This window comes from methanotrophic endosymbiont of Bathymodiolus puteoserpentis (Logatchev) (assembly GCF_900128525.1).
GTDB lineage: Bacteria > Pseudomonadota > Gammaproteobacteria > Methylococcales > Methylomonadaceae > Methyloprofundus.
Window position 1 is genome coordinate 105624 of record NZ_FQTQ01000062.1, and the last position, 25127, is coordinate 130750.

Sequence of the window (25127 nt, forward strand, 5' to 3'; positions counted from 1 at the left end):
TCATTTTTTAATAAATTTTCCCATTAATCACCAAGTGTGAAACAGAAAAATCATCCTCACTATGCATGATCTGGTCGATTAAATCATGCTGCTTATGATCAAAAGTAACTCCAAACTCTTGATGATCATATAGTCTCATTATTTTTGCTGGAGTCTCCCAGGTCAAACCGCCTTTTATTTTTATTTTAAAAATAATTTTTGTCTTTCTTTTAAATTTATATTTGGAAGAAATACGGGCGCCTTGAGAGCTAATATCAATGACTTTAATATTGATAAATTTAGTGGGCATAAAGAACTTTTTGAGAATCACAATTGCCTTATTACAGCTCGAGGTATAACGTACTGCAGTTCGCTGATTATCAGTCTTACTTTTTTTAGTTGGAGAAAAAATATCATCAGTCATAAAAATACATTAAGTCAAATACCTCCGGCAAAGCCGGAGGCTTGAAAACCGTGAACCGCTCGAAGCGGGTTAATTCATTTACCACCTAAAGGTAGCGGTGCTTTAAAATAGATCCAGTTGCTCTATTCGCTTATCTTCATCTTCTTGATGCTTAATATAATTTCTCACGGTCTCCTCATCTCTACCCACGGTTGAAACATAATATCCTCTGGCCCAAAAACTCTGCCCCGTAAAATTCTTTCTTCGCCCCATATAAGTTCGAGCTATAGATATGGCGCTCTTTCCTTTAATAAACCCCACAACCTGTGACACCGAGTATTTTGGAGGGATCGATATTAGAATATGCACATGATCCGACATCAAATGTCCTTCTTCAATTTTACATTCTTTCTGACGGGCTAAATCCTTGAGAGTAGCACCCAGATACTGCCTCAAATCCTTATACAGGCTTTTCTTTCTATATTTGGGTATCCAGACTATATGATACTTACATTCCCATTTAGTATGATTTAAACTATTTTCTGTATTCATCGTTTGTTTCCTTATCTTTTGAACTTTCGGCGGTTCACAGATAGGGAGACTCACGATGATTCCCGTAATTGTCAAACTTTATGAGTCCCCCAGCAAAGCTGGGGGTTTACTTATTAGAAATTAAAGTTGAACAATATAGTGTTAAAGCCACTTATGTAGAGTCTCTTCTCAGAATCTCTATACACAGCTTTATACTGCAAAAATAGCTTACAACTATGGTAATTCCTAGTGAGTTATTTTTGTAATTAAAAATCAGTAGGTTAAAAAATACTTTTTTAAAAAAATCTACTATGTCATACTCACAAAACTACCTTTACAAGTATAATATACTTTCAAAAAAATACCGGTTCATATCAAAACGGTAATTTACTTAGCTTCTTTTTAACTGAATTTTCTCAGTAATAATCAATAAATGAGAAATTATTACTATTCATTCCCTCTCAGCCTCTCCCGCTGAAATAGGAAAAATGGCACTAAAATACATATATATCAATTAGTTAAGTTTAATTAGAGCATAGCGTACTTTACATCTATTATTTACTTTGAGTAATTGATCATGACAATCAGTTTAAACAACAAATCAAAAAGCAAGTTAACTAACAAAGATCAAGCAACCATAGGTAAAACTTCAGACGCTAAAAAAATCGAAACAGATACAGAAATGTTGATACGAATCAGTAAAAAATTCGCCATCATATTTGTTGTTATTTTAATGTTTGATTCGATTTTAGATCTACTAGCAGCGCTACTTGACCTAATGACTGGATTATTACATTTAGTCATTGAATTTTTTGAATATTCATTTGAAGTACTGCTTGAGCATATTTTTAATACTCATCATCATGAAAGTGAAGTTATTCTTGCTAATGTAACGATATTGTTAATTATCTTTATATTCATTAAATTTTGTTTAAAGCTCCCTGAACTACTGATGATAATAAAACTCAAGATACAATCTGCTTGCTTAGAATACAGACATCAACAAGCCTGTCATTGGCAGTCCTTAACATTAGAGAGAAAAATTAAAACCAGCGCGGTTTATTCGCTGGGAGTTTTTAGCGTATTATTTTTTCTTACTCTTTAACAAACAAATACCTTCACCAAAATTGTCCACCTCTTTAACATCCAAGGTCTATCTTATTGCCAACCATTATTGTTTATTAACTGAATACCAATAATGGCAACGTGAGCACTAGAAAATATTATCTCCAAAAAAGTAAATATAATTCTTTTTAATAAGGTTATTTATTTTCCCCATTAAAATCATAAACACTTAATAATAAAGGGTAAAATACGCTTTTCGATAACCTTTTTCACAGCTTCTCATTATCTACAGGTATTTGGGGTATTCACACTCTAAAAAACTTATAAGTCATTGAAAAATAAAATTATAAATTACCCTTTTTTACTTTAACTCTTTGACTTTTCACAAGCTTACATCATGCTCTTTTATAAACAGGAAAATTATGCTCTTACTCTCTAAAAAACAAGATTGGCTCGGTAATATTCGAGGCGATTTATTAGCTGGAACGGTCGTAGCCTTAGCGCTTATTCCAGAAGCCATTGCCTTCTCCATTATTGCTGGGGTTGATCCAAAAGTAGGTTTATATGCCTCATTTTGTATTGCTGTTATCACTGCTCTGATTGGTGGTCGACCGGGAATGATCAGTGCCGCTACCGGTGCTATGGCTCTATTAATGGTAACATTAGTTAAAGAACACGGACTACAATATTTATTAGCAGCAACTTTATTAACAGGTCTATTGCAGATTATTGCCGGTTATTTAAAACTCGGTAGTTTAATGAGTTTTATCTCTCGCTCGGTGGTTACCGGTTTTGTAAATGCTTTGGCTATTCTGATTTTTATGGCGCAATTACCGGAATTGACCAATGTTTCATGGCATGTTTATGCCATGACAGCAGGGGGCTTGGGAATTATTTATTTATTTCCGTACCTTCCTGTTATTGGTAAAACTATCCCATCCCCCTTAGTCTGTATTACGGTATTATCAGTGATCGCTATTTACTGGCAACTCGATATTCGTACGGTTGGCGATATGGGTGAATTACCTGATACCTTACCTATTTTTCTCTGGCCTGAAGTCCCTCTAAACCTAGAAACACTGCAAATTATTTTGCCATATTCTTTACCTTTAGCGGTTGTGGGGTTATTAGAATCACTAATGACGGCAACGATTATTGATGATTTAACCGACACTAGCAGTGATAAAAATCGCGAATGCAAAGGTCAAGGGATTGCTAATATCGGTGCAGGGTTATTAGGTGGTATGGCAGGTTGTGCGATGATTGGCCAATCCGTTATTAATATAAAATCAGGAGGCCGTGGACGTTTATCGACTATGGTTGCCGGTGTATTTTTATTAATTATGGTGGTTTTTTTGGATCAATGGATTAAACAAATCCCAATGGCAGCTTTAGTGGCTGTCATGATTATGGTATCGATTGGAACGTTTAGTTGGAGTTCAATTATTGACCTAAAACATCACCCACTCTCAACCAATATCATTATGTTATCGACAGTGACAGTTGTCGTCTGGACGCATAATCTCGCTTTAGGTGTCTTAGTTGGAGTATTGTTAGGTGCTTTATTCTTCGCTAACAAAATCAGCCATTTTATGTATGTAAAATCTAACTTTGATGAGCATACTGATACGCGTCACTATGAAGTGATTGGCCAAGTATTCTTTAATTCTGCCGATAAATTTACCAATAGCTTTGATTTTAAAGAAGCAGTGAGAAAAGTCGTTATTGATTTACAACGCGCGCATTTTTGGGATATCTCTTCGGTTGCAGCCTTAGATAAGGTGGTGCTTAAATTTCGCCGCGAAGGAGCCGAAGTAGATGTTATAGGTTTAAATGAAGCCAGTGCTACGATTATTGATCGTTTTGGTGTACATGATAAGCCTGAAGAAATTGAAAAAATAATGGGAGGACACTCATGAGTAATAAAAATATAGTATTAGCATGTATTGATGGCTCAGCTTTAACTCAGGCTGTTTGTGATTACGCTGCATGGATCGCACAACGTATTAATATACCTTTGAAATTACTCCATACCATTGACCATCACCATGAGAAATCAACAAACACTGATTTATCAGGTAATATCGGTTTAGATACCCAAGAGCACTTGCTTCAAGATATGGTAGATCAAGAACAAGAGCACAGTAAAATACGCTTACAGCAAGGTAAAGCCGTCTTAACTGAAGCTAAAGAACGAGTTATTCAAGCAGGTATCACTGACCCTTTAACTCGCTTACAACATGGCAGTTTATTAGAAGCATTAGCAGATATAGAGCAAGATATTCGTGTTTTAGTCATTGGTGCACGCGGTAAACAACATGAAAACCAGGAAAATGAAGTCGGTGCCAAAATTGACTCATTGATTCGTTCATTACATCGGCCTATTCTAGTCGCTTATGAAGCCTTTAAAGCACCAGAGCAGATTATGATTGCTTATGATGGCAGTGAAGCGGCAGATAAAGCGGTCGATATGGTTGCTACTAGCCTTTTATATAAAGGGTTAGTCTGCCATTTAGTCTGTGTCAGTAAAAAAGATAGTGCAGCAATGCTATTAGAACAAGCAGCAAGCAAACTACGGGCTGCTAGTGATATTAAAATTATTACTGCGAGTTTACAAGGCGAAGCAGAAAAAGAACTGTGCGCTTATCAAATCACTCATAGTATTGATATGACTATTATGGGCGCGTTTAGTCATACACGTTTACACGATATTGTCTTAGGCAGTTTTACCCATAAGATGTTATTAAAAACGAAAAAACCGTTACTTTTACTTAGATAAAAACTCATTCGTTCAAATTATCTTAACATTTTTGTTTAAAGTTTTACGGATGGGTAGAGCCTCTTTTTGCGAACCCATCCTTCGTAGATATTCAGAGACTCCACCAAAAAATTGATAGTTCTGTTCCAAAACTATTCTAAGGAACATGCATGAAATAACATCCTAAAATTATAACGCTGGATTTCAGCTGAAGTAAAAAGACAAGTTAGAAACTGGGAGTTTGTTTCATGCACGCTCCTAAATTATTGATAGTTAATTTCTGGGCTGTCTGAATACTTACCATCCTTTAACTTGATTAACAGATAATTATTGATTTTTATAGTGTTACATATGGAGATTAGTTACCTAATATATAAATAAAGTTAAGTATCTTATATAAACTTATTATTACTATTAGTGAGCTGAATATCTGTGGATAAGTCATTTTTTATTTTTAGTATCAATATAATATGATGATTTTAAGTTTGTTATCAAGCTTAGACTTAAGTGTACTAAAGCTGAGTGAAAAAATGGGGTTAAAATTAAGCAACAGGCTATACACAGTATGCTACTAAAATAATCCACAAAGTTATCCACAACTTGGTTTGTTATTTTAGGTATACTTTAGAAATTAAACAATTTAGGTACTTAAACTATATGATAAGTATAGATATTGAGCACTAGTAAATAACGATTTCTTATCCTTCTTACTAGCTATATAACTGAACTTTATGAAGTTATCTACTTTTACGTAACTTCTCATTATCCACCGGAACTTTATTTTTCAATGACTTATAGTGTTGTAGAATGTGCTGAAGCATGAAGCGCATCCTACGCAATGAGGTGAATGTCTTAAATACCTGTGGATAATGAGAAGTTACCTTTTTACTCAGGTTAAAGGTCAACTGGTATGATTTCAACGACAGAATTAGAAATTTTGCTGAGCACTCTACGCGCTAACGAAGAACGGTATCGTAATTTAGTCGAAAACTCTTCTGATTGGATCTGGGAAATTGACCAAAATAGCATATATACTTATTGCAGCCCTAAATGTATTGATTTACTTGGCTATCAAACTGAAGAACTCATAGGTAAAACACCTTTTGATTTGATGCCGGCCGCTGAAGCACAACGCGTTGGAGTTTTTTTCCATAATATCGTCTTAACAAAGCGTGCTTTTAAGTGTCTGGAAAATATTAATCTACATAAAGGCGGACATCAGGTCATTATGGAAACCAGTGGCACACCATTTTTTGATAAGCAAGGTGGGTTACTTGGATATCGAGGTATTACCCGAGATATAACAGATCGAAAAACGGTGGAAGATCAAATTCATGACTCAGTAGTAGCAACAGACCTAGAAGGTTATGTTACTAGTTGGAATAAAGGTGCGGAACAACTATTTGGCTTTAATAATAGTGAGGCAATCGGACAACATATTAGCTTTGTTTACCCAAATAAAAAACACGAGTTCTTAAAAAACAAAGTCATAGCCTTACTTCAGGCTAAAGGTTTTCACAAGATGCATGCTCGTATGCTAAGAAAAAATGGCGACAATTTTTACGTTCACTTATCTTTATCTTTACAATATGATTGTCAGCATAAGCCAATAGGTATGATTGGCTACTTAATTGATATTAGCGAACAATATAAAATTCAACGCGATTTAGCCGAAAGTAACCAAAAGTTCTCAGATTTTGTTTCTGCAATGCCCGATATTGCATTTGTACTTGATGAAAAAGGAACCTATATAGAGATTTATGGCTCTGAACAGCAACTACTTATCCAAGATGCTAAAAAATTATTGCATCAGAATATTATGGATATTCTACCTATCCCTTTAGCGCTACAAATTATAAGTACTATACAAACGACTTGTCGTACTAATAGCGCTCAAGTCTTAGAGTATGAGTTAGAGTTAGAGTTAGCGCAAGGGAAATGTTATTTTGAGGGGCGAACTGCACCTATGCAGCATAAGTCCGGAGAATCGCAACGAGTTATTTGGGTATCACGAGACATTTCGACAACTAAACGGGCATTAAAAGCATTGCAAACCAGCGAGCAGCGGTTTCGACAAATTTTTGAAAAAATGCCTAATATTGCCGTACAAGGTTATAACCATGCCCGAGATGTTATTTTTTGGAATAAAACCAGTGAAGCTATTTATGGTTATACTAAAGAAGAAGCGATAGGAAAAAAGTTAGAGGATCTTATTATTCCTCCAGAATTCAAAGATATGGTGGTTACTGCAACTGATAACCTGCTGCATTACAATAGCGAAATTCCTGCAGGGGAACTACGCTTACAACGCAAAGATGGCTCATATATTCCTGTCTATTCTAGTCATATCAAATTAGGTGAAACTAAAGAAAGTGCTGAGATGTTTTGTATTGATATTGATCTTACAGATGATAAAAAAGCCAAAGAGGCCATTGAAAGACTTGCCTATTATGACCCATTAACCAGTCTGCCTAATCGACGTTTATTTTTGGATCGATTAGATCAGGAACAAAAAATTTCTAAACGGCATCTAACTTTTTCCGCTATTTTATTTCTTGATTTAGATAATTTTAAATACCTTAATGATTCATTAGGCCACTCAGTCGGTGATATGTTTTTAATAGAGGTAGGGCAACGCATGAAAGCTTTATTGCGTGCAGAAGATACGGTTGCACGCTTAGGTGGTGATGAATTTGTTATATTACTAAAAGAATTAGCCTGCGAAAAAGATACCGCAGTAAAACAGACACAGGACATTGCTGAAAAGGTCATTCAGGCATTAGCTAATCCTGTTAATATTCAACAACATAAACATATAATCACCACGAGCATTGGTATTACCTTGTTTTCTGGTGATTGTGAAACAGCTGACACGTTACTAAAACAGGCTGATACAGCAATGTATCGTGCTAAAGATGCTGGTCGAAATACGTTTCATTTTTTTCACCCAAGCATGCAAATGGCAACTGATTTACGTTTAGTATTAGAAAATGATTTGCGCCAAGCTTTGCAGAATAATGAACTAGAACTGTATTACCAACCTCAGTTTGGAAGGCACGCTAATATTATTGGTGCTGAAGCTTTAATACGTTGGAAGCACCCAGTACGGGGAATGATTTCACCAGCTGAATTTATTCCGCTTGCTGAAGAGACGGGGCTTATTATAGCTATTGGTGACTGGGTACTTGTTACTGCTTGTCATCAACTCAAGCTATGGGAGCAATATAACTTACCTGAACATTTTCATTTAGCAGTAAATGTTAGTTCTAAGCAATTTCGTAAACAGGAATTTTCGCCTCATTTACAAGAATTAATTACGGCTTCAAAAATTAACCCACATTATTTAATGTTAGAGTTAACTGAAAGTATTGTTATAGATAATATTCAACAAACGATAGATAAAATGTGGGCGTTAAGTTTTCTATTGATGATTTTGGTACTGGCTATTCTTCTTTAGTTTATTTAAAAAAACTTCCTCTTGATCAATTGAAAATTGATCAAGCCTTTGTACATGATATTCCGGCCGATAAAAATGATGCTGCTATTGTAGAAATTATTATTTCAATGGCTAAATTACTTGGTTTTCAAGTGATTGCCGAAGGGGTTGAAACTTTTGAGCAATTGGAATTTTTACAATCTGTCCAATGTCAGCAATACCAAGGTTATTACTTTAGTAAACCGATACCGGGAAAAGAATTTACTCATCAACTAAAAGCTTTGGCTACAGATAAAAACAAGCAAGCAACTTCATTACAGCTTCCGACTGAAGCTAATCATATTTAAATATACAAATAGTGGCTCTTGTATTGGGCTGTACACTGCTTATAAAAGCTATTCTTAACCCAGCTTCCGAGTTTAAATTTGTAAGGCATTAGAATAATCTATAGGTAGGTGTTATGGCATAATTCTTACTTTTCAATTTGTTACGAAGATTAATCACTATTTTTGATAGTCTAAATTAAGTCTTTAATGTTTAAAATACTTGCTTAATATATAAATAAGATTGAATATCTTATATAAACTTATTATTACTATTAGTAAGCTGAATATCTGTGGATAAGTCATTTTTTATATTAACTATCAACATAGTATGATCATTTTAAGTTTGTTATCAAGTTTGGACTTAAGTGTACTGAACCTGAGTGAAAAAACGGGGTTAAAATCAAGCAACAGATTACGCACAGTGTGTTACTAACATAATCCACAGAGTTATCCACAATGAACGTGAGTGTTAACTACTTTTTCTGATAATGTAGGTGAAAGAGCCTCTGTAAATTTCATCGCTATATTATTCGTTACTCTTAAAACACAATAATAAAAAAACTATGAGCATTGATACTTTAAAAGTTCGTCAGGTGGGAATTGATACTTACCATGAAAATGTCGCTTATTTAAACCGTGAATGTAGTGTTTATCGGGCTGAAGGTTTTCAGGCCTTATCCAAAATTCAGGTCAGTAATGATGGTTCAAAGCTATTAGCTGTATTGAATGTTGTAGATGACAATTCAATTGTGCTGCCAGGAGAATTAGGATTATCACAACAAGCCTTTAATTACTTAAAGGTTAAAGAAGGTACTTTAGTTACGGTGAATCATGCAGAACCCCCTAAATCTATGGATGCTGTGCGTCGTAAGATTAATGGTGAGCGTTTGAATCAGGCAGATTTTAATGACATTGCGCATGATATTGTACAAACGCGTTATTCAAAAATGGAAATGGCTGCATTTTTAGTGGCAACAGGGCAAAATAACCTCGATCGAGATGAGATATTGTATTTAACTCAAGCGATGCTGGAGTCCGGTGAAAAAATGGATTGGCATGAGCCACTTGTTGCTGATAAACATTGTATTGGTGGTATTCCAGGTAATCGTACTTCGATGTTAGTTGTCCCTATTGTTGCGGCACATGGTATGTTAATGCCTAAAACCTCGAGTAGAGCGATTACTTCACCAGCTGGTACGGCAGATACTATGGAGGTTTTAGCTAATGTAAATATCGAACCTAGTCAGATGCTGGATATTGTGCGTCAAGAGCGGGGATGTTTATCATGGGGGGGAACGGCAAAATTGGCTCCTGTAGATGATTTGCTAATTTCTGTAGAAAGGCCCTTAGGTATAGATTCTCAAGGACAAATGGTTGCTTCTATTTTGTCCAAAAAATTAGCGGCTGGATCAACTCATTTAATTATTGATATTCCTGTAGGGCCAACGGCTAAAGTGCGTCATATGCGTCAAGCCTTGGCTCTACGTAAATTATTTGAATTTGTGGGTGATCATTTAAATATTCATTTAGAAGTGATGATTACTGATGGTAGACAACCTATAGGTAAAGGTATTGGTCCTGTATTGGAAGCGCGCGATGTTATGCAGGTATTGAATAATGATCCTAGTGCACCCGCTGACCTACGTCAGAAATCTTTATTATTAGCAGGTAGAATTATTGAGTTTGACCCTGATGTACGCGGTGGGCAAGGCTATGCAATTGCTCGAGATATTTTAGATTCGGGACGTGCTTATGCAAAAATGCACGATATTATCAAAGCTCAAGGTGAGAGTGAGATTGATTTACAGCTTGGAGAATTATGCTATCAAGTGTGTGCAGAGCGCGATGGAGTTGTTATTAGTATTGATAATTTTCAAATGTCAAAAGTTGCCCGCTTAGCAGGTGCGCCAATGGATAAAAAAGCAGGTGTGGATTTATTGAAAAAATTAGGAGATGAAGTGAAAAAAGGTGAGGCTCTATATAAAATTTATGCAGAATTCCCTGCCGATTTTAATTTTTCTACCAGTCTAGCACAACAGAACAGTGGCTATGTAATAGGAGAGAAAGAACAAATATTAAAACCATTGGTTGATTTTTAAGTAGGAATACTCATTATGTTAATGCTCATATTTCCTGATTATCAACTTCAGGCTGAACGCTTAGCGGCACGCTTAGCAATACCAACAGAAAATGTTCATATACATCATTTTCCTGATGGTGAAAGCTTAGTCCGATTACCCCCCTCATTGCCAGAGCATGTGCTTATTTGTCGTAGCCTGAATCAACCGAATGATAAATTAATTGAATTATTATTTTGTGCCAGAACTGCGCGACAATTAGGCGCAAAACGACTGACGCTGATTGCTCCATATCTCAGTTATATGCGTCAGGATATTGCTAATCAACCAGGTGAAGCAGTAAGTCAACGGATTATGGGGCAGATGCTAGCAGAGTTATTTGATGATGTTATTACCGTTGACCCCCATTTACATCGTATTAATTCCTTAGATCAGGCAATACCGATTAAAAATGCGATAAGTTTAACCGCTGCTAATGAGGTTGCTAAGTTTCTTCAGAAAAAATTAGACTATGCCTTATTGTTAGGCCCTGATAGTGAGTCAGAACAATGGGTCTCAGCTATTGCCAATAAAATTGGTTTTGATTTTGCTGTGGCGACAAAAATACGTCGGGGTGATAAACAAGTAGAAGTAAGTTTGCCTGATTTTGATTTTAGCAATCAGCCGGTGGTTATTATTGATGATATGGCTAGCACTGGTAGAACCCTATCTAAGGCAACTGAGCTACTACTAGAGGCTGGTGCGCAGAAAATTGATGCTGTGATAACCCACCCGCTATTTTGCGGTGATGCCGAAGCTCATATTTTGCAGGCAGGGGTGAAAAACATTTGGAGTACCGATAGTATTAGTCATTCGACGGCTTGTATTTATCTGGATAATTTATTGGCTGGAGCAGTTTGGGATATTTTGTAGTATTTAATTTGTTTGTTACCTCAACGATAGGAGAGGTCTTAGGTATTGTGGCCGAATGCAAATTAGAGTGTTGCAAGGACAAAATAGGGAAACTAATAACTGTGTCGTTTTTTTAGCATCAGATATACACAGTATGTCGCTGCTGCAGCTAGTAAATGTTTGATTGTATGACCGCTTAATAAGTGAGCTGTCAGCTCAAAGATAAAGCTATCATTGAGTTCAAAAACTTTGGCAAGCAGGTAGAAAAGTAAACCATAAAGCAGATAATAATTGTGGCTATACTGGCTTTTATATAAACTCAATATAAGGGGTATAGAAAGCAAAGCACCGAATTGAATAAGTGCATAAAATCGTAAATCATCCGTGTAGTACCAGTAGATGACACTAGATAAACCTAAGGAAATAGCTATAGGTAGAATAAATTTTTCATAATGGGAAGAAATGTTCTCTGCACATAAGGCTGAGAATAAACTCATAAAACAAATTGTCATCGGCAAACGATCCCAAAGCAGTGTTTGATTATTGGGCTGTAAATGGTAATAGCTTGAGCCGGGTGCAACCAAAAAAAGACCGATAAAGAATAGGTACCAAGAGATAGATATTTCTTTATTTTTCAAGACAAGAAATAAGCCTGATAGCCCAATAGTAGCGAAGGGTAGATTGCTGATAATATTGGCGAAGTTAGGTACTATAAACCACTTTCGTTGGTCAATTAAAAGGTGGTAAACAAGGTCCTGAGGAATAGGATCTGTGCTGATAACAAAAACTAGAAGGCCAGCGATAATAGTAAACAGTATAAGGCGTGGGATAGTAGATAACATTTTATAATCCCTTCTTAAGACTGAGGATGAAATAACCCCCGGAATTGGACAAAAAGACAAGTCAGTTTCGGGGGTATAAAAGTCTCAGTCCTTAGTAGTTGAATAGCGCTAGCAACTGATATTTGATAGTATTAGAAAGCACGGCCTGTCTCCAGAGGAAGGCTAGTGCTACATCAACTAAAGTGTTGCGCTTATTCATCCAAAGGAATTCTAATTTTTTGTCCTGGATAAATAAGACCAGGATCTTTAATAACTTCTTTATTAGCCTCAAAAATACGCGGGTATTCTGCCGCATTGTTATAATATTTTTTAGCAATTTTAGATAAAGAATCACCGCTTTGAATAATATAGTATTCGATATTAGCAGGCTCTAACGCGGCAACTATATCGACTTCAGTGGTAGCTTCTTCTCCTTCCTCTGTATCGGTGGTAACGTCGTTAATTTGAAATTTTGGTATGACTTTAGTAACGCCTTCAACATTTCCTGCCATTAATACGGCTATTTGTGCAGCCTCAAAAGTATTGGATTCAGCAATTAGAGTTGCTTCGCCATCTTTAAAGATGACACTAAGATTCTCTACTCCAGGATTGTTCGATAAGATATGATCGGTAATATTTTTAGCGGCATCTGCATCACTAGTAAAAAGTTTACTACCTATGTTTTTTGCAAAATCAAAAAGTCCCATATGTATCTCCGTGATAATAAATTAAAAGAATTTTTTAGCTAAATTTAGTAAATCATCAGTCACATCACCATCGTTATTTGAATCTAAAAATGAAGTGATCATACCGACAACAGGACTAGAATTACTACCCAGTAAGCTACTTAAATCTAAATTGCCTACGCCTCCGATAGAACTGTTACTGGTTTCTTTACTCAACGCCCCCATCATAGCGGTTGCGACTAAAGGTAATAATTGCTTAACGATGTCAGTACTCACTCCAGTAGATTGTGCAGTTTGAGTGGCAATATTTCGACTAACTTCTTTGCTGCCTAAGACATGTCCTAAAATTGCATTACCTTCATTGATAGCAGAAGCATCTGCTAAAGCTTGGGGGTCATCAATATACTGTTGATGGTTACCTTTACTTAAAGCACCGATTAACTGATCAATACCACCTGGTTGGCTAACATTAGCTTTAACTCCCTGAGAAAGAGCAGGTAATAATTGACCCATAACATTCTGCACATCAGTACTATTAATACCGCTATTTTTGGCTAGCTGAGCCACAAGTTGAGCACTTTGACCGCTTAAAAGTGTATCTAAAAGTCCCATTGAATCTCCTCAATATAAAAAATTTCTAGGTTATAGTCATTTACAGTGTTTTATAATTATTAAATTTAGCTTAAATCAAGAAAACACATTATTTGAATATAAAGCATTTAAGCTGTTTATACTAGCGCTATACTCAGGGGATACTGTAAAATTTTATTTATCCTAAGGGCTACCTCACTGTCATTAAGCTAAGAGCAATAGAATATGGGGCGCAGTGCTTTAGCCTGCTTTCATAGCTGAAAATAGCAGGCTAAAGCACTGCGCCCCAATGAGTTAATTCCTTAACTTAATGGCAGTGAAGGGCTACCTAGGTAGATAATAGCTTAATAAATGCACAAAATGAGGAAATTTATGCAGAATAACACCCAATATCAAGCTGATGTGTTGGAGCGCTTTATCCCGATTAGTTTAGATAGGTTGATTAGTGACTTATTAACTTCCGATTTACTACCCTTAGAGCAGCATCTTGAATTTAAACAATTCTGCTCAACTTATACCTCGTTATTCCATGCTCAATCTCACGCATATTTACAGGATTTAAAGCAACTGTATTTACCGTTTAATCCGGATCGAGATACTTTAATAAACCCTCAAGAAAATTCTGGTAAAAAGTTAGCGTACTTAAAAGATAAGCTGTACGCTATTTTAGAAGATGCTAATTATGAGCGAATTTCAGAGGATGATTTGAATGAGGCTCTAAATAAAATTTCGCCTTATGGTGTACAGGTTTCTGTTGATTTTGATGATTTCGCTGAAGTTGCTTTGTTTTATCGTGGCTCGGCAATACAGCAAAAATTGTATCGAAACTGGAAAAAACTCAGTTTTAAAAAACAGCCCATTGATATTCTAATTTATAAGCGTTTATTTGTTTTTCTACAGCCTAAAAATCGCCAACAGTGGGTAGAATATTTTATAAACAATAAAAAAATGTCGGCACAAAAAGCTGAAAAAGAAGCCGACAAAGCTTTAAAAAAATTTGCTATTAACAATGACAATGATGTCGTCTATTTAAAATTATTTAAAGATATTCCACGTGCAGATTTGGAAATGCAATTTCCTAACACACGAATAAAAATGCGTCTTTTCGATAAAATTAAATTAGCCGTAACGGGAGGAGGGGGGACAGCGGGGGGTGTCATGGCTACTATTGGCAAACTTAGTGCTACCATCGATCCCGTTTCGGCATTAATTGCTATTGGGGGGTTATTGGGTTTGTTATGGCGACAAATATCTAAAATTTTTTCACAACGCGCTAAATATAGTGCCACTTTAACTAAGAATCTGTATTTTTATAGCTTAGATAATAATATGGGGGCGCTGACTTATTTAGTTGATACGGCAGAAGCAGAAGAGTGTAAAGAAGCGATACTGGCGTATTTCTTTTTGTTGATCAAGGGTGAGACGAGCCGCGCTAGTTTAGATCAATGCATTGAAAATTATATTTACGAAAAATATGAGATTCCTATGGATTTTGAAATTGATGATGGCTTGGATAAATTACAAAAATCATCGTTATTATCACGTTTTGATCAACTGATTAAGACTATTCCCTTAGCTGAAGCAAATAGTCGATTAAGGCAACAGTGGGATCAGATCATTGATAGTAAAGAGATAGTTTAAATAAGGATAAAAAATGTCTGAAGTGAATAAACAAGCAAAAAAAGCGGCTTATAGTCGTGAAGAGGAAGCAGGGTTTTTAGAAAAAATAGGTGTTAGATATTACCGCTATTTGGCTAAAAAATCAGGCACTGCGGATATGGAAAATATCAGTATTGATGATTTGGCACCAGATATTACTTTAAAAACGCTGGCTGCCAATATTACTGCTTTTGCCGCAGTTATTGCGTTTGCCATTGGTGCTTTAACCACTTTTGTTACCATTTGGGTCGAATGGACTTATATGGATACCATGGATAGCACCTCTTATTATTTACTGTATGGTAGTGTGCTTATAGTGATGCTAGTTTTGGAAATGTCAGTATTATTTTGGCTCGGCATGAAAATAGTTTATAGCTTAGCCTGTTTAACGGGACATAATCAGGCAGTAAAAGGTTCGTGTTTACCTGGTGATGATGCCGTGCCAAATATTTTAGCGCGTGCGGCTTTGGAAGTTCCTGATCCTATTATTCATTACTTGGGAATTGATCCACTTAAACATTTATCTAAATCAAAACTATTGATGGTTGCTTTTTTATATAAAGCGAAAGTTATTTTAAGTAGTATGCTAGTGAAATTTATCTGTATTCGTCTTTTTGGTAAAGGTGAAGTACGACTTACTTTTAGCTGGGTTGCTATTCCTATTACCGGTATATGGGATGCGTTTACTTTATATAAAGTGGCTAGAGAAGCGCGTTTAAGACTGTTTGGTAATAAATTGGCGGAGCATATTATTAGAGATATCTTAACCGATGAATTGATTGAGAAGCTTGGGCCTAAAGCGCGCGAAGGCTCAGTGCGAGCAATTGCGACTATGATGGTATTAGCGCAGAATTATCATCCGAATATGTTGGTGCTATTAATTCGTTTATGTGACAAATTTAATATTGAAGAAAATAAAGAATACGATAATTGGGAAGACTTTCTTGTCCTTTTAGATGAGGTTTCAGAACAAGAGCGATATTTTTTACTTGATTTACTCAGTGTTTCAGCTGCTTTTGATGGTCACTTATCGCAACTAGAGCGTTTTCATTTGCCGCAAGCATTTAAAGAACACACCGAAGTGTATATGGTGCGTACAGAAAAGCTTAAAGACTTATTATTAAACGGCGAGCTACATGCAGCGAAAGAATTATGTGTTTTAGATTTTAAAGCAGGGTAGAAGAGTAACGGTAGGGACCTTAGTCTGTGAATATTTTCTCGGTCATAAACTCTGCTTACTGAGAAAGTCACAGCAGAGTTTTGTTGTATGTATTCCCAAGCAAGGGTTTGAGAATAAAATTAAAGCATAAAATCTTTCTGTATAGCTAAGATAACGTCTCTAGCATTTTCCAATTGTCGAACACGCTTCCATAATCGGTCTGGCTCAGATGCATAAATAGTAAGTAACTTATCAGCTCCAATCCAAACTAATTCACGTCGTTTTTTAAATCGTCCAGTCTGGTCATTTTTCCATACATAATTTAGGTCAGTAATATCTCGATAGGGAAATTTGATAAAGAAGCTTTGCCAATCTTTCGGTTTCAGCTGATTGACAGTGGCGCGTTTGCAGTAGTAATCAGGGTGTTCTACGAGAGTTTTATCAAACAATGCTTTAACAATAGGTATTTGGGCATTAACGCTTTCAATAGATCGTTTTGCAAGCTGTAGATCATTTGAGAAATACATCGTTTCAGTTTCTTCGACAAACTCCCTAATCGCAGCTTCTTGGTAATTTTCACCCGCACCAAGACCACCACCGAAATCAATTAGATAACCCGTTTTTCGACCGGAAAATACGGTTTGAAATAAAAAATAGATATTTTTATCGTGTACAGAAAAAGGTATGACTCCAGCGCCCATTGTTATTCTTCCCCTTGTGAATTCGTATAGTCAGTGTATAAGTTCTGAAAATAACGAGTAGTGACAATAAATAAGCGGATAAAAGTTTGTCTTGTTTTTATTTATTGTTCCACGTGAAACAATAATCCAGTTTTCGAAAATAGTGATTAAACTCGATATTCTGCATAGCTTAGAGATATAAGCCTATATAATGATAATAGAAATACAACCAGAAAAGTAAAAGGTAGATGGGGGGTGTTTTATCCTTATGCTCTTTTTTAAAGGAAGAGCATAAGTTAAGGAATACTTATTTTATAATATCTAAAACTTTGGTTATACAGAGCAGCACTAGCCCTTTGAGAACTAGTGCTGCTTTTAGATATTCGATTCCTAAAGAGCAGCTTTAAAGGGTTAAGCTACTTTTTTTAAGGCTTTTTTAGCTACTTTTAGAGCAGATTTTTTGTTAGATGGTTTTTTCTTTAAAGTAATTTTAGTTACTTTTTTTAGTACTGATTTAGCATTTTTTTTAGCAATAACTTTTTTAGAAACTGCTTTTTTAGTGATTTTATTAGCTACTTTTTTTACTGATTTTTTCTTAATCATTTTTGACATAATTTACACCTTTGAAATAGTTGTCTATAGAAATAAACTATTACATATAGTAATAATTTATGGTGATAGTATATCTTTTATTGGTATTGGTCAATAAAAATAGATATAAGCTATAATAAGCCTTTCCTTTATCCTAATAAAATAAGTTGAATCGCGAATTTATAGTGCAAGATGCTGGTTTCAAAGTACTTGTAAAAAATCTTAGTTTAATCCACAGGATAAGCTAAGATTTTTTGAAGGCATTAAGAGCTTGTGCTAGAAGCCGTAAGCAACTGATTTTCTAGGTTTATAAAATGTAGCTGTTCAAGTGCCTTAATTTAATAGTCATGGCTAACCCAATGCCATTACCTTCTTTTATTAGGAGAACCTGAACGGTTATTACAAAACTGCTTAAGGTAATTGCTTATGACCTTTATAGAATTTAAAAAACAGTTACTTGATGCTGAAATAAGCCTGCCAAAATTTAGTAAACTGATAAAAGTCAGTGAAAAAAATATTCAGGCTTATAAAAAAAAAGGCGAGGTACCAAATACCATTGCAGCCATAGTCACTTGTTTTGTGGCTATGCATAAATCAGGGCTTGATTACCGTAAAGTAATTAATGACCTAGAGCTTGAAGCCAAAGTTAAAAAGGGAGCAGGGTTCGCAAAAAATATTAAAAGTGACCAGGCAAAGGAGGGTAAAGTTGATAATTTTAGCGAGTGAAAGCCTTTTTCTAATTTGAAGAGGTAGGCTCAATATTTACATTTATGATGCTGTCAGGATTGCGACTAATTCATTCAGGCGTGTTTGATCAGGTAGATCGCTAAACACACCACTCATTGCTTGGTTGGCTTGCATACCACGCAGGAATAAATAGCGCACACCACCAAAATGCTTATCAAACTGATAATTAGGTAAACGCTTTTGTAAATAAATATGTAAAACAACACTATAAATCCAGTATTGCAAGCCGTAATTATGCTCGCGCATGGCATGTATTAAAGTTTCTGGGTGATAGTCTGGCAAGGCATTACTTTTATAATCCAGAACATAATAGCGCCCTTGGTAAACGAAGATTAAATCAATAAACCCAGTGAGATAGCCTTGCATTTGTTTTTCTGACAAGCTTTTATACGTAGGGCTATCTTGCAGAAGATAATTAATTGCTTCAGTGGAAAAATCAGCGAGTGTTAAATAGAACGGCATTTCCTTTAGGCAATGTCGGTCATTAAGGTTGGCTAGGGTAAATTTTGTATCATCAAATGCAAGTGGAGTCGTCACTGCTTGATAAAGTAGTTCATCAATGATTTCTGGTTGCTCTACTTTTAGACCGTAACGCTTACAGGTATTATCGCGTCGCTCACTAATGTCTTCGCGTAAGGCTAGTTTGCTAAAGGCAATATTTTCTAATAAGTCATGTAAGACATTACCGGTATGCGCGCCTTTGGCTAAGGCTAAAGGTTCTTGCTGTGTACCTTGGTGAGTAGGGTCGCTGGTTTCTTCAGCCTTATCTAAAGGTAATTCAGGCGCATCATGTAGGCTTAAATAGGATAAAGCGGTATAACTGCTCATTTGCCAAGTGCTATATAAATAGCGTTTTTGTTGGTGTGCGGATAAATCTTGTTCCGCTTTGCTTACTTGGTAACTGCCTTGTAAGGTGTTGTCTTTATCGATTAGTTGGTAACTAAAACTCGCAGGGTAGTCGTTGCTTAATTGCTTTAAGCTTGCTTGTTGTTCGGCAAAACTCATGTCAGCAAAGGCTTTTTCACCGCTTAATAAATACGCGAAGGCAGATTGATTAGGCTTTTTTTCAGAACGCTCATTAACCCAGGGTAGATAGCAACGATATTTAGCACGGGTCAGTGCTACATATAAAATGCGTAAATCTTCGGCGAGTTCTTCTTGTATGGCAATTTTTCGGTGTAGCTCAAATTGATCAGAGCCTAAATCGGCAATCATTTCACCTTGCGCATGACAGGTAATTAAATGTTTTTCGCTGGCTAATGTATTGCGCTTATACCAAAGGTAAGGGCAGAATACGATAGGGTATTCCAAGCCTTTTGAGCGATGCATAGTAATAATTTTCACCGCATCGGCATCACTTTCTAAACGCAATTGTTGTTCATCACCGGCATTTTCTGCGGTAATTTCTGTACGTAGCCATGCGATAGTTTTATGGATACCTAAATGATCATCGAGGCTGGCTTGTTGAATTAGCTCCAATAAATGATGCAGGTTGGTGATTTGTCTTTCGGCATTCTGCGTTTTGGCGATATGTACGCGTACATTTTCTTGGCTCAATAAGCGCAACATCATTGCCATAAAGCCATTTTTTTGCCACAGTAAATGGTAATCTTGAAAGCGATTCAGCCAAGACCCTAGTTGTACTTCGTCACTCAGTAATTTATGTAGGGCTTGCCCATCTAAGGCAAACCACGATAAAGTCAGTGCTTGTCTGAGTAAAGCCATATCGCTGGGTTGTGCTAAAGCCTGCATCAGGATATGTAAATAACTCGCTTCATCACTTTTAAAAACCGACTCGGTACTATTTAAAACAGCAGGAATGCCAGCCTCTTTTAAGCATTGTTGATACTGTTTTGCATGGCTATTTGTGCGTACTAAAATGGCAATATCGGCGGGTTTTAAAGCGCGTGATTTATCTTTTATTTTTAATTGAGTTGGCCCTGTTAGTAGTTCAACAATTTCATTGGTAATGGCGATTTTTAATGCTTCAGCGGCTATGCCTGAAGTCCAATACCCAGATTTTTTTTCGCTCTCTGCCAATTGCCATAAAGCTAAAGGTGGCAACATCGTGTCATCATTATACAAGCTGCCATCTTCTGAACTGAGTGCTGGACTGACCGCATTAAAGTTTAAATCCTCAAAAACAAAAGGATTGCTATTGAGTTGAAAGAGCTGATTAATCGCTTCGACTAAATCGGGATGTGAGCGCCAATTATGACCCAGCGTGTAATGTTGTTTGGCTTGTGTTTTGGCAGATAAATAAGAGTGTATATCGGCGCCACGAAATTTATAAATGGCTTGTTTTGGGTCACCAATGAGATATAAAGACTGCTCTTCGGCAGCGAATAAATGTGCAAAGATATACCACTGCGTTTGATCGGTATCTTGAAATTCATCAATTAGGGCAACACGATATTGTTGGCGAATTGCGGCAATTAATAATTCACCGCCAGTATTAGCAAGAGCTTCAGCAGTACGGGTGATTAAACTGTCATGCGACATGACATTCAGTTGTTGCAGGCGAATATCTAAATTTTCTTGCAAAGTTTGGGCTAAGGCGCGGCGTAAAACAAGGCTGACTTTATTGACCGCATTAGCGAGCGTATCAAATACCGTGCTATCAAAAGTGAGTTGCTCTTTATTGGCAACACGAATTTCTTTGCTTAAAGTGTTGGCGCTAAAATCTTTAAAACAGTTGGCACTGGGTAGGGTGCATTTGAAGTGTTTATCGGCCTTGACGGTTTCGTTTAGCCATTGACTTAATTGTTTATAATTTTCAGCAAAGCGTTTTGTATAGGTTTGTTTGAAATATCCTGCATTAACACATTCACTTAATGTGTCGCCTTGATTAGCTAAGCTCTCTTGTGCTGTGATGGCCAATTTTTTTATAGTGTCCAATAAAGCATCTATATCTTCAACATCAGGAAATATGGTAAGAGTATTGGCAACATTATCTAAGCTTTTTAATAAAGCATCGGGAGTTTCGTATTCATGGCAAAGCAATGAAACCTCCCAAGCACTGCGTGGATAAATTTGTGTCCGCCAGAAATCGTCTGCCATTTGTTGACGGACAGTAGCGACTTCATCACTTAATTCAACATCAAACATTTGCCCACTTTCTAAGGCATGTTCTTTTAATAAGCGTTGGCAAAAACCGTGGATAGTAAATATGCCCGCTTGATCGATACTTAATAGTGCATTATTTAAACGCTTGATTGCTGTTGCTACGCTAATCTCACCCGTGGCTATAAGTTGTTCTGCCCATAATCTAATATTGTCATCGATATTTGTGCTTTGTCCTGAGAAGTATTGTTTAGCTTCGACTAAGCGTGCGCGAACACGTTCTTTTAATTCTTTAGTAGCGGCTCGGGTAAAGGTAACGATTAAAATTTGCTCTATATTTAATTCTTTTTCGACCACAAAACGCAAAGCTAACATGGCAATTGCGTAGGTTTTACCCGTGCCTGCGCTGGCTTCTAAAAGGTTAATGCCTTGTGTTAGTTCAGTCTTAATCGGATTGAAATTTTGCTCAGAGATCATGTGTAGCCTCCCAAGCAGCTAACAATAAAGTGTTGGAATAATGCTCAAAATCGGCATTTAATAAGGTATCGACATCCGCTAGATTTTTATACAGTAACTTTAGTTCTGGCTCATAGCTTTGTTCTCGCGCTTTGTTTAAGGTTTCTTTTGCGGCTTCAATAGCAGGTTTTGAAGAGCGAGCTTTGGGTTTATTTAAATTAGCTTGTTGTTTGGCGTAACTAAAAGCGGCTTCCGTAAAAAATGCCTCAGGCTGATTTTTCCCTGCCTGATAATAAGCAATAAATTGTTCTAATTCGTTGCCTTGGATATGCTCGGGTAAAAAGCTGATAAAGTCATCTTGACTGACTAAATGGGTGATATGTTCATGCTTTCGATTGATAATTAAATGCTGTAACCAAGCGATAACAAAATCTTTACCTTTTATCGGTGCATAACGATAAAACAAACTTGCATGGTTGTATGTGTTAGCAAGTGCCCCTACTAAACGGACAGAGCCTATATTTAAATCAATGGCTAAAGGGTCGAGTGCAGTACCTGCTTCTTTGGCGTGAATTTTCTCCACAAACTGATCAATTTCCTGCTCTTTTTTTTCAAAAGCAACTTTACCTAACTCACCTGAAAGCCAGCGACCTTGAGCTTTTAACTTTTCCAGTGATAGATTACGCCCATGCAGTTTAGCTTCAATCCATTGATGGTTAATGCGGTAGCTATCTTCTAAATCAAATGGTTCACGCTCTGGTTCTTCGCCTTTAATTTGTGCAAAGCGAATATTTAGCCTGTGTTGTAAGAAGTATTTTTGTGGGTGACGGAAATAAGCAAAAAGGTCACTAATTTCTAGTACTTCTTGCTCTTCGTGGGCTAATTCTTTTTGCCACCAAGGTTCATTAGTGGGTTTGTATTGTTTTAAAGCTTTTGCCGTTGCTAAATCGGTTTGGTTGTAACTAATAAGGTCGGGGGTGTTGCTAAAATAGCGAGAGCTAAAACTTTGTAAAGGGTGCTTAATCACTAGATCAGTCAATTGATAATGGCTATGCATAATATCCAGTAATTCATGAATCACGACGGAAGCAGGAATGTCTTCATTTTCGCTGATCGATTGGCCGATATAAGTAATGATTAATTGCTTACGTACTGATAACAGAATTTCCAGAAACTGATAACGATCATCAGCACGACGGGAGCGATCACCTGGTTTAAAATCTTTGCCTAATAAATCAAATGTCAGGTGATGGTCAACATGTGGAAATTCGCCTTCATTCATGCCTAATAAGGCAATGACTTTAAAAGGAATCGAGCGCATCGGTAACATCGAACAAAAGGTTAATTGGCCGCGCAAGAAGCCATTGGCGGATACGGTTTCTTCCACTCGTCCTTCCAGCCATGCTGAAATAACAGCTAAGGAAACAGGCTGCTGATGAAGCTCTGAGGCTGTGTCGCTTAGTTCCAGTAAAATTTCATTAATCTGTTGTTTGCCTGCTTGTTGCACGGCATCCATGTTTTCTGCAGGAAACAATAAATCAACATAATAAAGTAGGCGCTTTGACCAGGACTCTAAGGTGTAAGCTTTGGCTAATTCTTGACTGGCTCTAAACAGCAAGTTAAGAAAATCATATAAGCCACCTAAGGCTTGGGCAGAGGAACCTTCAATGTCACTATAAGGTAAAACGCCCGCAAAAAAATCCTCCTCAGTACCGACAGCATAACCCATGAGCAAACGCTCTAAACCAGCTTGCCAAGTATTTTCGGGGGATTCAGGTAAGTTCAGTTGTTTTTTATGTGCAGCTGATTGCCCCCAGCGTATGTTTGTTTCAGCGACCCAATGGCTAATCAGCTCCAGATCTGTTTCGTTTAAACCAAAGCATTGATAGACTTCTTTTTGCTTGAGTAAATCCATTACCGCCTGCCAACCAAAGCGGCCTTGGGTTAAGCGTAGAAAACGTAAGTAAGCATCAAAGGTGGCATTACTACTGCGTAAACTGCGATCAGCAATACTGTGTTGTATGCTATCAAAAACGGCACTGATAAAAGGCGTGTATTGTTGAATATCCGGTGCCATAATAACAATATCGCGTAGTTCGATGGAAGGATCGTTCTCCAGTATTTGTAATAATTGATCTTTTAACACTTCCACTTCACGCATACGGGAATGGCAAGAGTGTATGCTAATCGAATTGTCGCGCTCTACAGGGGCGGATTCGCTTAAGTTATTTAGGATGTCATTTTGTACTTGCTGCAATAGACTGAGTTCGACTTCAACTTCCTCAAAACTATTCAGTTCGACGGCAAATTCATGGTCGAGTAACATTTGCTGAAACTCTCGTCCTTGTTGTCCCAAGCTAGCTAATAAAGGATGGCCATTTTCAAATTCATCTAAATCTGCTTGTTTTCTACTCACCATATCCGCCCAAAAGGCTTGCGCTGGATTGAGCAAATAAAAATGTACATCGGTATGTTTAGCCAAGCCTTGTAAGAATTCCATAAACAAAGGTGGCATGGTATTTAAACCAAAAATTGAAATTCGTTCGGGTAATTGTTCGTTTAATGCGCCTTCGGCGAGTTGGTCAAATTGAGCGATAGTTTGCAACCATAATGCACCACGATGCCGTGTGCCAGTTTGCGCGGTTAATTTAAGCCATAAAGCTTGCTGCCATTTTTCGGTATTAGTGGCATAGAGTAGCTTACCCTGCTGCCAAGTATCGAGCATTTGCGGGCGCATTATTTGATATTGGTCAAAAACTTGTGCTAAATGCGTGGCTAACTGAAAGCGTTTTAAATCAGTGTTTTCGCCATTGAGATATTGAGCTAGTGGAGAAAAAACAGGCTCGTCTAGTTCGCGTAAGATTAATTCAAAACGCCAAACCATTAATTCACGGGCAAATTCATCAGATTGTAATTGCTGCTGAATTTGCCTTGCCATTTGGCTAAAAAATTTACTGGGGAATAAGAATTCGAAATTAGCAAAGGTCTTAAATTTTGTTGCTAATTGTTGCGCTAACCAGCGCTCCATGCCTTGACTTTGGATTAAAAAAATTTCTTTAGAGAAGGGAGAGTCTAAAGGGACAGTATCAATAATTGTCGCTAAATGTTCTAGCAAGTTTTCTGTTTTATTCGAGCTATGTAGGATAAACATGATTTTTATCGCAGGTAAGAGGGTATGCGTTGATATGGGGCTACACTATCATTTCT

19 protein-coding genes are annotated in these 25127 nt (G+C 36.7%); 10 read left to right on the plus strand and 9 right to left on the minus strand.

From position 1 onward, the window contains the following. Window positions 1-7: 7 nt before the first annotated feature. Window positions 8-403: a PilZ domain-containing protein gene (locus BQ7314_RS04605; protein ID WP_174482536.1), complete on the minus strand. Its 396-nt coding sequence runs from the start codon at window positions 401-403 to the stop codon at window positions 8-10. Between the two features lie 102 nt (window positions 404-505). Further along, the gene (gene tnpA, locus BQ7314_RS04610) at window positions 506-934 is read right to left on the minus strand and encodes an IS200/IS605 family transposase (protein ID WP_174482603.1); all 429 of its coding nucleotides are present in this window, start codon (window positions 932-934) and stop codon (window positions 506-508) included. A 556-nt stretch (window positions 935-1490) separates the two neighbouring features. On the opposite strand from tnpA, the gene BQ7314_RS04615 reads away from it, so the two are divergent. The 7 genes from BQ7314_RS04615 (at window position 1491) to BQ7314_RS04645 (ending at window position 11488) form a co-directional block, all read left to right on the plus strand. Then, window positions 1491-2018, plus strand: a complete 528-nt coding sequence (locus BQ7314_RS04615; RefSeq protein ID WP_174482537.1) for a hypothetical protein — start codon at window positions 1491-1493, stop codon at window positions 2016-2018. 382 nt (window positions 2019-2400) lie between these two features. Further along, window positions 2401-3897 carry a SulP family inorganic anion transporter gene (locus tag BQ7314_RS04620; protein ID WP_174482538.1) on the plus strand — a complete coding sequence of 499 codons (1497 nt, stop codon included), beginning with the start codon at window positions 2401-2403 and terminating at the stop codon, window positions 3895-3897. Continuing rightward, window positions 3894-4757 (plus strand): universal stress protein, encoded by an 864-nt coding sequence (locus BQ7314_RS04625; RefSeq protein ID WP_174482539.1) that lies wholly within the window; start codon window positions 3894-3896, stop codon window positions 4755-4757. The genes BQ7314_RS04620 and BQ7314_RS04625 overlap by 4 nt, the downstream gene beginning before the upstream one ends. A gap of 889 nt (window positions 4758-5646) precedes the next feature. Then, entirely contained in the window at window positions 5647-8193 is a 2547-nt protein-coding gene (locus tag BQ7314_RS04630) for a PAS domain S-box protein (RefSeq protein ID WP_174482540.1), read from the plus strand. Then, window positions 8142-8519, plus strand: coding sequence for an EAL domain-containing protein (locus BQ7314_RS15905; protein ID WP_174482541.1), 378 nt, complete (start codon window positions 8142-8144; stop codon window positions 8517-8519). The genes BQ7314_RS04630 and BQ7314_RS15905 overlap by 52 nt, the downstream gene beginning before the upstream one ends. Window positions 8520-9061: 542 nt before the next feature. Then, on the plus strand, window positions 9062-10597 hold the full coding sequence (locus BQ7314_RS04640; protein WP_174482542.1) for a thymidine phosphorylase family protein: 1536 nt from the start codon (window positions 9062-9064) through the stop codon (window positions 10595-10597). Between the two features lie 15 nt (window positions 10598-10612). After that, on the plus strand, window positions 10613-11488 hold the full coding sequence (locus BQ7314_RS04645; RefSeq protein WP_174482543.1) for a ribose-phosphate diphosphokinase: 876 nt from the start codon (window positions 10613-10615) through the stop codon (window positions 11486-11488). A gap of 92 nt (window positions 11489-11580) precedes the next feature. Here BQ7314_RS04645 and BQ7314_RS04650 read toward each other — a convergent pair whose 3' ends face one another. The 3 genes from BQ7314_RS04650 to BQ7314_RS04660 form a co-directional block, all read right to left on the minus strand. Further along, window positions 11581-12309 carry a ceramidase domain-containing protein gene (locus BQ7314_RS04650; RefSeq protein WP_174482544.1) on the minus strand — a complete coding sequence of 243 codons (729 nt, stop codon included), beginning with the start codon at window positions 12307-12309 and terminating at the stop codon, window positions 11581-11583. A 191-nt stretch (window positions 12310-12500) separates the two neighbouring features. After that, window positions 12501-12995 (minus strand): LysM peptidoglycan-binding domain-containing protein, encoded by a 495-nt coding sequence (locus BQ7314_RS04655; protein ID WP_174482545.1) that lies wholly within the window; start codon window positions 12993-12995, stop codon window positions 12501-12503. Window positions 12996-13016: 21 nt separating this feature from the next. Beyond that, on the minus strand, window positions 13017-13586 hold the full coding sequence (locus BQ7314_RS04660) for a DUF937 domain-containing protein (RefSeq protein WP_174482546.1): 570 nt from the start codon (window positions 13584-13586) through the stop codon (window positions 13017-13019). A gap of 351 nt (window positions 13587-13937) precedes the next feature. Between BQ7314_RS04660 and BQ7314_RS04665 the strand changes: the two genes are divergently transcribed. After that, entirely contained in the window at window positions 13938-15206 is a 1269-nt protein-coding gene (locus BQ7314_RS04665; protein WP_174482547.1) for a DUF3754 domain-containing protein, read from the plus strand. Window positions 15207-15219: 13 nt separating this feature from the next. After that, window positions 15220-16404 (plus strand): LBF_2804 family protein, encoded by a 1185-nt coding sequence (locus tag BQ7314_RS04670; protein WP_174482548.1) that lies wholly within the window; start codon window positions 15220-15222, stop codon window positions 16402-16404. Window positions 16405-16523: 119 nt separating this feature from the next. Here BQ7314_RS04670 and BQ7314_RS04675 read toward each other — a convergent pair whose 3' ends face one another. Both BQ7314_RS04675 and BQ7314_RS04680 read right to left on the minus strand, forming a co-directional pair. Continuing rightward, the gene (locus BQ7314_RS04675; protein ID WP_174482549.1) at window positions 16524-17084 is read right to left on the minus strand and encodes an NUDIX hydrolase; all 561 of its coding nucleotides are present in this window, start codon (window positions 17082-17084) and stop codon (window positions 16524-16526) included. 390 nt (window positions 17085-17474) lie between these two features. Then, complete coding sequence (locus tag BQ7314_RS04680) at window positions 17475-17675, minus strand: hypothetical protein (RefSeq protein WP_174482550.1); 201 nt, start codon at window positions 17673-17675, stop codon at window positions 17475-17477. Window positions 17676-18080: 405 nt separating this feature from the next. Between BQ7314_RS04680 and BQ7314_RS04685 the strand changes: the two genes are divergently transcribed. Further along, complete coding sequence (locus BQ7314_RS04685; RefSeq protein WP_174482551.1) at window positions 18081-18380, plus strand: hypothetical protein; 300 nt, start codon at window positions 18081-18083, stop codon at window positions 18378-18380. Window positions 18381-18422: 42 nt separating this feature from the next. Here BQ7314_RS04685 and recB read toward each other — a convergent pair whose 3' ends face one another. Next, window positions 18423-21941, minus strand: a complete 3519-nt coding sequence (recB, locus tag BQ7314_RS04690) for an exodeoxyribonuclease V subunit beta (RefSeq protein WP_245394912.1) — start codon at window positions 21939-21941, stop codon at window positions 18423-18425. After that, window positions 21931-25071 carry an exodeoxyribonuclease V subunit gamma gene (gene recC / locus BQ7314_RS04695; protein WP_174482552.1) on the minus strand — a complete coding sequence of 1047 codons (3141 nt, stop codon included), beginning with the start codon at window positions 25069-25071 and terminating at the stop codon, window positions 21931-21933. The genes recB and recC overlap by 11 nt, the downstream gene beginning before the upstream one ends. Window positions 25072-25127 lie beyond the last annotated feature (56 nt).